Below are 8,722 nucleotides of genomic sequence, written 5' to 3'. Positions count from 1 at the left end.
ACCTCACCAATCTTAATTGTAGAGTTTTTTGGCTTTTATGGGTTAAGGTTCTTCGTTACTTGGTATGGTTCGATCAGGTGACATAAATCGACTAAATCCTTTAAATCCTTATCTGGCAAGAGACTTAATTGATTAGTTCGTTCTAGATCGAAAATAATTGGCAAAAATCGCAGCAATATCTTTCTCTATAAGGGTTTCATCCCTTATAACCCCCGTCCATTGCATAACACAAACCGAAGAACCTGGGTTAATAACGTCAGACTCTGACTTTTTTCCTTGATTGAAAGAAATAGGGGTTGCTCGTTATCCGCAATATTTTTTCAAATTTATGGTCAATTCTTAATAAAAATCTATAAGTCTAAGTTTGCCATTTTTTGATAGCGATCGCTCTTGCCAAGCTTCTATAATAGTCTTCTAGAGGCTAATAGATAGAAACTCGCTGTTTATTCAAGCAAGCAAATTTAGAAAGAAGATAGGAGATAAATACCCTTAAAATTGATGAGCAGGAGGAAATATTACCAATTAAAGGTTCGCTGCTATGAAATTCCGTCAATTGATGCGGGCAACAGAAAATAAATACAATCGGCTGCTGGCAAATCTGCTCTCGCTCTACATTATTTACCCGTTTTTAGTATATCTACCCCTGGGAGATTGGCTGATTTTCTTTTTCTTCTCCCTCTCTCTGATCATCGCCGTCTATCAGATCGATCGAAGTAAATTGGCTTTAAGATTTAATATCGGTCTGTTTTTGATTGCCCTCCTCCTGCGAGCATTCAGCACGATTATCCCTATTTATAGCGATTTCAACCGTTGGTTCGAGCTATCTAGTACATTAATTTCTCTAGCTTTTGTTAGTTTATGCGTGTACTCGATTTTACTAGAATTAATTCTCGCCGAACAGGTAACATCCGATATCATCAAAGGGGGAATTTGTGTCTATTTTCTCCTAGGATTTTTCTGGGCATCCGCTTATAGTATCGTCCAGATTTTTGAACCCGATTCCTTTAGCTCCGCCGCTAAAACCGTCAACCAGGCGGATCTACTTCATTTCAGCTTTACTACCCTGGCCACGGTTGGCTACGGTGATATAGTTCCTACCAGTAAAGTCGCTAGAGTTCTAGCCAATTTAGAAGGAATGACTGGAGTTCTCTATCCCGCCGTTTTTATCGCTCGTTTAGTCAGTTTACACAATGGTCGTTAACCAAAACAATCCATCGCCTTGGGGGAATATTAGATGATTATGCCTCGCTTCATGCCGATTCTTTCTTTACTTTTGCCTTGGGTCACTGCCGCAGGAGTCTTGGCGGAAATACCGACTCTATCCCAGGAAATCCGCCCAAAAACGGCGGAACAGGTGATCGAGCAACTCTGTGCTAATTTAACCAAACAGCGATCGTTCACCGTCAATATGGATGTCACCTATGACGATGTACTCGAATCCGGGGCGAAAGTTCAGTACAGTGCCTATCAAAACATCTGGGTAGAGAAACCCGATCGCCTGCGCTCGGACTACACTGGGGATGAACGAGTTACCCGCTTTTTTTACGACGGTAAAACCTTCACCCTCGCGGATCTGGAACGGGATCTATACGTCACGAAACCGGCACCGAATACTCTAGATGAAGCCTTAGACCAAGTAGAGCAAAGGTACGGAATCACTATTCCCATGTCAAATCTGGCAGCGAACGATCCCTGTGCAGATCTAAAGGCCGATGTCAGGCAAATTATTTTTATCGGCAACGACATGGTCAACCGCGAACCGATGTATCACCTGCTGCTGATTGGTAGCGATCGCGACTATCAAATCTGGGTCACGCAGGATGCCACCCCCCTACTGAGGAAAGCGATTATCACCTATAAAACTCTACCCGGTTCACCCCAGTACACGGCAATATTATCCGACTGGAATTTTAATCCCAGTACCCCCGCCGATACTTTCACTTTCCAACCGGGATCAGAGTCGATCCCTATCGAACTTCTACCCCCTAGGAATAATCAATCCCAGCCATAAAGCCCGTTCATAAAACGCGATCGCTTGTCGGTATTCCCCTAAATCAGCGTTTTGATATACTTTGGATATCTAACGAATTCGAGGTGGGATCATGAAGTCGCAGATTGGACGCTGGGGTAATTCTTTAGCGATTCGGATTCCCAAGTATGCGGTGGAAGCACTAAACCTCAATCCTAAGGACGTTGTTGAATGTTCTGTGGAAAACGGAAAGCTAGTAATTGAGCTAATTCAAGCCTTGCCTGAGTTAAGCCTAGAAGAACTACTGGCTGAGGTTGTTGAATCACCGGAGCCGGAAGTGGATTGGGGACGGCCAATGGGAGAGGAGGTTTGGTGACATACATTCCAGAACGTGGAGATTTCCTGCGGTTGAGCTTCGACCCACAAATTGGGCATGAGCAAATGGGTAATCGTCCAGCACTGGTGGTAAGCCCTATTGATTTTAATCGCAAGATTGGTTTTGCCTTTGTCTGCCCGGTGAGCAATACGCAACGCCAGAACCCTTTCTACGTCAAGATTCCAGATGGAGAGGTGGTGACAGGAGTTATCATGGTAGATCAACTGCGATCGTTGGACTTCCGAGCGAGAAAAGCGAGCTTTATCGGCAAGTGTCCAGAACGGTTGCTCCAGGATGTTCTCAGAAGAATTAAGCCGATTCTGTTCTGATCGGGACATTCTCAAAAGTCCCAGAAGAGCGATATTAATTATGAACCCAACCCAGATTTATTATCGAAAATGTTCCCGCCAGAGTTTGTGTAGAAACAGGAGAGCGTTTTTTTTGCACCAGAAACCGTCGAACGCTTGCAGAAAATAATCTGGGAAGATAAAAAAATCAAGGAGTCCGGGCCATGAAAAGATCTTTACGTCAAAACTTATGTGTTCTTGCCGCCCTCCTCTTGGGTACAAGTTTACTGGTAACGGATTATGTGGACGCTCGCGGTGGCGGTGGTGGCGGTAGTCGTGGCGGTGGTGGTGGTAGTCGTGGGGGTGGTGGAGCTTCCCCACGGGTCAACCGCAGTAGTGATCTGCAAAACCGGGGGAATTTTAGTAATCGTTCCCAACCTTCCAGAGATTTTTCTGGAAGACAGGGTGAACGGCAAACCGGTCAACAAAACCGTCAAGGGGAACGCACGGAAAGACAGGGTGAACGGCAAACCGGTCAACAAAACCGGCAGGGTGAACGCAGCGAAAGAACCGATACCCGTCAAGGGGAACGCAGCGAAAGACAGGGTGAACGGCAAACCGGTCAACAAAACCGGCAGGGGGAACGCACCGAAAGAACCGATATCCGTCAAGGGGAACGCACCGAAAGACAGGGGGAACGGCAGCAGCAGGTTAGCGATCGCCAACAGAACCGTCAGAACTTTATTGACGATAATCGCAATGGTTACTGGCGTGGTGGCGGTTGGTACGGTGGCGGTTATTACGTCCCCCCGGGTTGGGGTTGGGTGGGGTTAACCACTGGCTTAGTCATCGGTTCAGCGATCGCCACTCTCCCCCCCTACTACAATACCGTCTATGTGGGTTCCAATTCCTACATTTACTCGGACGGCATCTATCTTCAGCCTAACGGTAGTTCCTACACGGTGGTGGCCCCGCCAATCGGCGCAATTGTCACCTATATCCCAGACGGCTGCACCACAATTACGGCTGACAATACGCTTTATTACAATTGCAGCGGTATTTACTATCAGCCTCTGTTTGAGAATGGTTCCACGGTTTATCAGGTGGTTCGCTTCTAATCGGGTTCTTCTTCATCAATAATTGCCGATCGATCTAATAATAATAAATCTCGCAGGCGATCGGTATCTAATTCGGTTAACCAATTTTCCCCAGCATCTACGGTTTGTTCCGCTAATTGTTTTTTGCTTTCGATCATCTCATTAATGCGTTCCTCTAGGGTTCCCGTACAGATGAATTTATGTACCTGAACATTACGTTTTTGTCCGATGCGGAAAGCGCGATCGGTGGCCTGATTTTCTACGGCTGGATTCCACCAACGATCGATATGAAAAACGTGATTAGCGCGGGTTAAATTTAATCCTGTTCCCCCTGCTTTCAGGGAGAGAATAAAAATCTTTGGTCCCTGGGGATCATTTTGAAAGCGCTCGATCATTTCTACCCGATCTTTTGTTTTGGTAGAACCGGAGAGAAATAATATTTCCTCGGCTAATTTTTTCTGGAGATGGGTTTGTAGGAGTTTTCCCCACTCGGCAAATTGTGTAAAAATTAAAGCTCGATCGCCTTCTGCTATCACTTCCTCTACCATGGCTTCTAAGCGTAATAATTTTCCCGATCTTTGACTGCTTTCTAAACTATTTTTTTTCAAAAAATGGGCGGGATGATTACAAATTTGCTTGAGTTGCATTAGCAAGTTTAAAATTAATCCATGTCTCTGAATTCCTTGAGTTTCTTCAATTTTCTGGAGGGTTGTCTCGACTAATTGTTGATAAAGTTGTCCCTGTTCGTTTGATAAACCACACAGGACATTCATTTCCTGTTTTTCTGGTAAATCTTCAATAATAGTTTTATCGGTTTTTAATCTCCTTAAAATAAAAGGACGGACGAGGGAACGCAAATTGTGCAGGGATTCTTGATCGCCGTATTTTTCAATGGGAAGAGCAAAACGACGCTGAAAAAAGGCTTGAGTTCCTAAAAAATTGGGATTGAGAAAATCCAAAATTGACCATAATTCTGTCAGGCGATTTTCTACGGGAGTTCCCGTTAAGGCAATCCGAAATCCTGCGGGTATTTTTCGCACTGCTTGGGATTGTTTAGCCGTAGAATTTTTAATATTTTGAGCCTCATCTAAAACTAAACCTTGCCATTGTACTGCTTCTAAACTGGACAGATCGCGATAGATTAAAGGATAACTGGTAATAACAACCGATTGATTTTTTACCGCTTGAGCAAAAGCTTGACCTTTTAATCTTTTTTCGCCATGATGCACAAAAACAGCCAGGGTGGGAGCAAATTTTCTTAACTCATGTTCCCAGTTATTGACCACAGAAGTGGGAGCCACCACTAACACGGGATTAACTAACATATCCTGTTCTTTTAATGCTAGTAAAAAAGCGATTAATTGCGGGGTTTTTCCTAAACCCATATCATCGGCTAAACAAGCACCTAAACCCCACTTTTCTAGGAAAGCTAACCAACTAACTCCCTTGATTTGATAGGGACGTAATTCCCCCCGAAATTCCCTAGGTGGGTTGATTAATTGAATCCCTTGATTGTTATTTAAATTATCAATTAATTCCTTTAATGCTCCCTCCGCTTGAAAATTAACTACCGGCAGTTTAGCAATTAGATTATTATCTCCTGAACTCAAGCGCAGAGCATCTTCCACCGAGAGATTCAGGGGAGCGATGGTATTATTTAAAATTGCCTGAGCTGCTTTAACATCGCTAGGTTGTAGGATTAACCATTTGCCCCCCACTTCCACCACTGGCGATTTTTTCTCTAATAACTTATCAAAATCTTTTTTTGATATTTCCTGTTCCCCTACCACTAATTTAAGCTGAAAGTTTAATAAACTGGTTAAACTTAATCTTTCTCCTTTTTTGGGAGTTACACTGGCAGCAATCTTAATTCCTAATCTTTGTTCATTACTACCGGCAGTTAAACCCGTTGGCAAAATTACCCCTAATCCCTGATCTTGCAATTGCCAAGCGATCGAGCGAATAAACTGATAAACTTCGATCGAATCAAGAGAACATTCCTCCGGGTGTCTTTGCTCTAAACTAATTCTAATCGGTTCGTACAATCGCGCCGCTAGTCCCAGTCCTTTTAAGAGAATTTCCTGGGGATTATTGACAACTCTTTGATAACTATGATAACTTTCTTTCCCCTCTAACCAAATCAACTTGGCACTAATGAGAAATTCGGGATCATCTAACGCTTGTAAATAATAGGTAAGTTTCCACGCTGTTCCTAGACTGGGAGGTTGTAAACATAAACAAACACGGTATTGATTCTCGATTAATTGGCGATTATTGCCATTCACTAAACTTTCTTGGATAGGAAACACCCAGTTATTATAAGCATTTTCTAGACGCTGTAAATTCTTCGCTTCTAAAGCAATGTCATGATGATCACTGCTTAAAGATTGTAGCCAGGGTTTCACCATCAATGACGGCGAAATATTAACAGTACTATCTATTTTTTGTCGTAAACGAGCATCGACAATATTTTTTAAGCAATCGAGAATAATTGTTTGTGGTTCGCTATTTTCTTGATAGGCAAGACAAACCGGGGGGATGGTTTGGATAAACTTAGCTAAACGAGTGCGATCGATGGTACTATCCAGCAGCGGATACCAGCAACTTTGACCTTGATTTATTCCCGCTAAAAATTTCCCCCTTGCTAATAAATCTAAACTCCAACGGTGCAAATACAGCCAAAATCGTAGATCATTGCCGATAAATTCGGCCTTAGCTAGGGGGAATTTCTCCCATAACCGCACTATCATTCCCGCAGAAAAAGTTAATCCCGATACCTGCCATGGTTGCCAAGACAAGGATTTAGCTGTGGGTTCGAGAATTTGCCCCGACAGCAGCGGTAAAAAAAATTTTTTCCTTGGGGGAGAATAACTAGGGAGACTGAGCTTGATTGATTCTGGAGAATACCGGTCAAGCTGAGGAGAAAATTTCTCGATAAATTGGGCTAATGCCCCAGATTCTAGACAAAAAGGATGATTTTCCTTTGTTTCACTTAATTCCTTCCCTTGCCACTGTTCACCCCAAAGAAAAAAAACACTATCTTGCGAACGAATCAGCCAATTACCGTGTAGAGTAGTCATTATGAAATAGGGAAATTCCTCTAAAAAACTTGCTGTTGAAAAGGTAACAAATCTCGATTTTGTCGCTTCTTCTGACGTTAAGAGCCTCTAATCTTCTATTTTAGTGGACAAGGGCTGATTTCTCAACCAGAATCTAGTTCAGCGATTAGCCCCGATCGAATGGTTATTATCAGTAATAATAAATAGATTTATTTTTCAACTATGTACAAATCGATCGCCCTCACCCTCGTCCTCAGTCTTCCCCTGAACTTCTCCCTAGTTGGTCAGACGGAAGATTTAAACCACCTACAGCAATTATTATCCACCCGAAAATGTCCCCAATGCGATCTGAGCGGTTCGGGGTTGGTGCAATCGAATCTAACCGGGGCAAAATTAAATGGGGCCAATCTCGTCGGGGCTAATCTTAGTCAAGCTAATTTAAGTGGGGCGGATCTGAGTGGTGCCAATTTAACCGGTGCTTCTTTCTTTGGTGCTAATCTCACTGGAGCGAACTTAAGCGGGGCAATCTTGACGGGTGCGGATTTAAGAGGCGCTTATCTCAATAATGCTAACCTCGAAAACACCAAACTAGACACTGCATACGTGCAGGGTGCGGTGGGAATTCCCAGTAGTGCCGGTACTCCCGAACTATTCTACGGTCTAGGGATGGTGGAAGGAAAACAGGGACGCACCAGCGCCGCTATAGAAAATTTTAATAAGGCCTTGACAATTAACTCAGAATATGCTCCAGCTTATCTGGCCCGGGCCATGGCTCACTATCGTCTGGGACAAAATGCTCTAGCGGCCCAGGACGCTCAAATGGCTTCGACTCTCTTTGAACAGCAAGGTAACACCCCCGGGTACGAAGCGGCAGAGAATTTTATTAAAGGCATGGAAATCGCCCTAAAACCGCGAGAACAAGGTGGTGGCAACGCTCAATTAGACCAAATGGTGCAGGGGATTGGTTCTCTGCTTTTACAGTTTGTTTTACCCGCTTTGGGACTGTTTTAGTCCTCGTCCGCTGGCTCTTCTAAATGTTCCGAGACCGCGTAATAAAGGTCAAGGACATGATGATCGGCAAGACGATAAAAGACTCTCCGTCCCTGTTTTTGGTATTTAACTAATCTTAAGGCTCTTAGGGTTCTTAACTGGTGCGATACGGCCGATTCACTCATCCCTAAATCGTCGGCTAAGTCACAAACACATAATTCTCTTTTGGCTAAAAGCGACAGAATTCTTAGGCGATTGGCATCCCCCAAAAGGCTGAAAAATTCGGCCATTTTTTGGGCTTTTTCGATTTCTAATCCCTGCAAGTGCTGGAATTTCGCCTCTTGGTGATGGGATTCCCCACAAACCGGCGCTATTTTCTCTATGGCCATGTTTTTTCCTGATCGGTTATTAAGGGAAAGTTGAGAAAGGGAGGTATCGATCGAATCTTCAATCCCGATACTTGTCCCCTTCTCCCCAATAACTAAATTTAACCGCAACGACAGTCATTGTGTCCACAGCCTTTCCCTTTAACGTGACCATTGGCACAAGCTTGGCAACAGTAGTATTGATCGTTTTCTTTGATGGCATCGGCGATCGATACTTGACACGGACAGGATTCACAAGCACATTTCATGGTGGTGACAGCGATCATGGTTACTACCTCTGAACTTCTTTACTGACTTTAGTATAACATCTGAACAGATGTTCATGGATTGAATAAAGTTAAATTTTTCTAAAACTCAGACGGGTGGGAAGTTCTCCTTGATCAGTGATCAGATTGGAGTTTTCTGTTCACTGTTTAAGCTATACTTTAGACGTTCATAATCTGAGATTTATTAAACTTCTGAAATCGTAGAGTCAGCAAGGAATCCAGTTCTTTTTTATGTTTCAGATGGGCATCATTCAGACATTCATAAATAGCTGAAGAAAAGTCAGAAAAGTTC

Annotated in this window: 9 protein-coding genes and 3 pseudogenes; 7 read left to right on the top strand and 5 right to left on the bottom strand. The window is 43.5% G+C overall.

Annotation, left to right across the window (positions count from 1 at the left end):
* Nucleotides 1-35: 35 nt before the first annotated feature.
* Nucleotides 36-225 (bottom strand): annotated as a pseudogene (locus O9290_RS28175) (hypothetical protein).
* 313 nt (nucleotides 226-538) lie between these two features.
* Here O9290_RS28175 and O9290_RS10610 point away from each other — a divergent pair.
* The 6 genes and pseudogenes from O9290_RS10610 (at nucleotide 539) to O9290_RS10590 (ending at nucleotide 3,750) form a co-directional block, all read left to right on the top strand.
* The gene (locus O9290_RS10610) at nucleotides 539-1,201 is read left to right on the top strand and encodes a potassium channel family protein (RefSeq protein WP_002760400.1); all 663 of its coding nucleotides are present in this window, start codon (nucleotides 539-541) and stop codon (nucleotides 1,199-1,201) included.
* Nucleotides 1,202-1,234: 33 nt separating this feature from the next.
* A complete protein-coding gene (locus tag O9290_RS10605) occupies nucleotides 1,235-2,011 on the top strand; it encodes a DUF2092 domain-containing protein (RefSeq protein ID WP_288059838.1) in 777 nt (258 codons plus the stop codon).
* 91 nt (nucleotides 2,012-2,102) lie between these two features.
* Nucleotides 2,103-2,345, top strand: a complete 243-nt coding sequence (locus O9290_RS10600; RefSeq protein ID WP_002760402.1) for an AbrB/MazE/SpoVT family DNA-binding domain-containing protein — start codon at nucleotides 2,103-2,105, stop codon at nucleotides 2,343-2,345.
* On the top strand, nucleotides 2,342-2,674 hold the full coding sequence (locus O9290_RS10595) for a type II toxin-antitoxin system PemK/MazF family toxin (protein ID WP_043999159.1): 333 nt from the start codon (nucleotides 2,342-2,344) through the stop codon (nucleotides 2,672-2,674). The genes O9290_RS10600 and O9290_RS10595 overlap by 4 nt, the downstream gene beginning before the upstream one ends.
* Before the next feature lie 56 nt (nucleotides 2,675-2,730).
* Nucleotides 2,731-2,860, top strand: a pseudogene (locus O9290_RS28480) (YgiT-type zinc finger protein); the annotation flags it as partial.
* The gene (locus tag O9290_RS10590; protein WP_288025856.1) at nucleotides 2,857-3,750 is read left to right on the top strand and encodes a DUF6515 family protein; all 894 of its coding nucleotides are present in this window, start codon (nucleotides 2,857-2,859) and stop codon (nucleotides 3,748-3,750) included. The pseudogene O9290_RS28480 and the gene O9290_RS10590, both read left to right, overlap by 4 nt.
* On the opposite strand, the gene O9290_RS10585 is transcribed toward O9290_RS10590, so the two are convergent.
* On the bottom strand, nucleotides 3,747-6,809 hold the full coding sequence (locus O9290_RS10585; protein ID WP_288059841.1) for a sll1366 family intein-prone helicase: 3,063 nt from the start codon (nucleotides 6,807-6,809) through the stop codon (nucleotides 3,747-3,749). The two genes, O9290_RS10590 and O9290_RS10585, sit on opposite strands and share 4 nt — an antisense overlap.
* 201 nt (nucleotides 6,810-7,010) lie before the next feature.
* Between O9290_RS10585 and O9290_RS10580 the strand changes: the two genes are divergently transcribed.
* Nucleotides 7,011-7,799 carry a pentapeptide repeat-containing protein gene (locus O9290_RS10580; RefSeq protein ID WP_002760405.1) on the top strand — a complete coding sequence of 263 codons (789 nt, stop codon included), beginning with the start codon at nucleotides 7,011-7,013 and terminating at the stop codon, nucleotides 7,797-7,799.
* On the opposite strand, the gene O9290_RS10575 is transcribed toward O9290_RS10580, so the two are convergent.
* The 3 genes and pseudogenes from O9290_RS10575 to O9290_RS10565 form a co-directional block, all read right to left on the bottom strand.
* Nucleotides 7,796-8,167, bottom strand: coding sequence for an ArsR/SmtB family transcription factor (locus O9290_RS10575; RefSeq protein WP_002760406.1), 372 nt, complete (start codon nucleotides 8,165-8,167; stop codon nucleotides 7,796-7,798). The two genes, O9290_RS10580 and O9290_RS10575, sit on opposite strands and share 4 nt — an antisense overlap.
* Nucleotides 8,168-8,265: 98 nt before the next feature.
* Nucleotides 8,266-8,430 carry a metallothionein gene (locus O9290_RS10570; protein WP_288059843.1) on the bottom strand — a complete coding sequence of 55 codons (165 nt, stop codon included), beginning with the start codon at nucleotides 8,428-8,430 and terminating at the stop codon, nucleotides 8,266-8,268.
* A gap of 159 nt (nucleotides 8,431-8,589) precedes the next feature.
* Nucleotides 8,590-8,722, bottom strand: a pseudogene (locus O9290_RS10565) (IS630 family transposase); the annotation flags it as partial.

The sequence above is a fragment of the Microcystis sp. LE19-41.2A genome (assembly GCF_027530405.1).
GTDB classification, from domain to species: Bacteria; Cyanobacteriota; Cyanobacteriia; order Cyanobacteriales; family Microcystaceae; genus Microcystis; species Microcystis aeruginosa.
The sequence above is the reverse complement of the archived record's forward strand: the minus strand, read 5'-3'. Positions and strand labels throughout refer to the sequence as shown.

Excerpts from the sequence above, each read along its gene's own strand:
- O9290_RS10610 (WP_002760400.1), top strand. The coding sequence starts at position 539 with ATGAAATTCCGTCAATTGATGCGGGCAACAGAAAATAAATACAATCGG.
- O9290_RS10605 (WP_288059838.1), top strand. The coding sequence starts at position 1,235 with ATGATTATGCCTCGCTTCATGCCGATTCTTTCTTTACTTTTGCCTTGG.
- O9290_RS10600 (WP_002760402.1), top strand. The coding sequence starts at position 2,103 with ATGAAGTCGCAGATTGGACGCTGGGGTAATTCTTTAGCGATTCGGATT.
- O9290_RS10590 (WP_288025856.1), top strand. The coding sequence starts at position 2,857 with ATGAAAAGATCTTTACGTCAAAACTTATGTGTTCTTGCCGCCCTCCTC.
- O9290_RS10585 (WP_288059841.1), bottom strand. The coding sequence starts at position 6,809 with ATGACTACTCTACACGGTAATTGGCTGATTCGTTCGCAAGATAGTGTT.
- O9290_RS10580 (WP_002760405.1), top strand. The coding sequence starts at position 7,011 with ATGTACAAATCGATCGCCCTCACCCTCGTCCTCAGTCTTCCCCTGAAC.
- O9290_RS10575 (WP_002760406.1), bottom strand. The coding sequence starts at position 8,167 with ATGGCCATAGAGAAAATAGCGCCGGTTTGTGGGGAATCCCATCACCAA.
- O9290_RS10570 (WP_288059843.1), bottom strand. The coding sequence starts at position 8,430 with ATGATCGCTGTCACCACCATGAAATGTGCTTGTGAATCCTGTCCGTGT.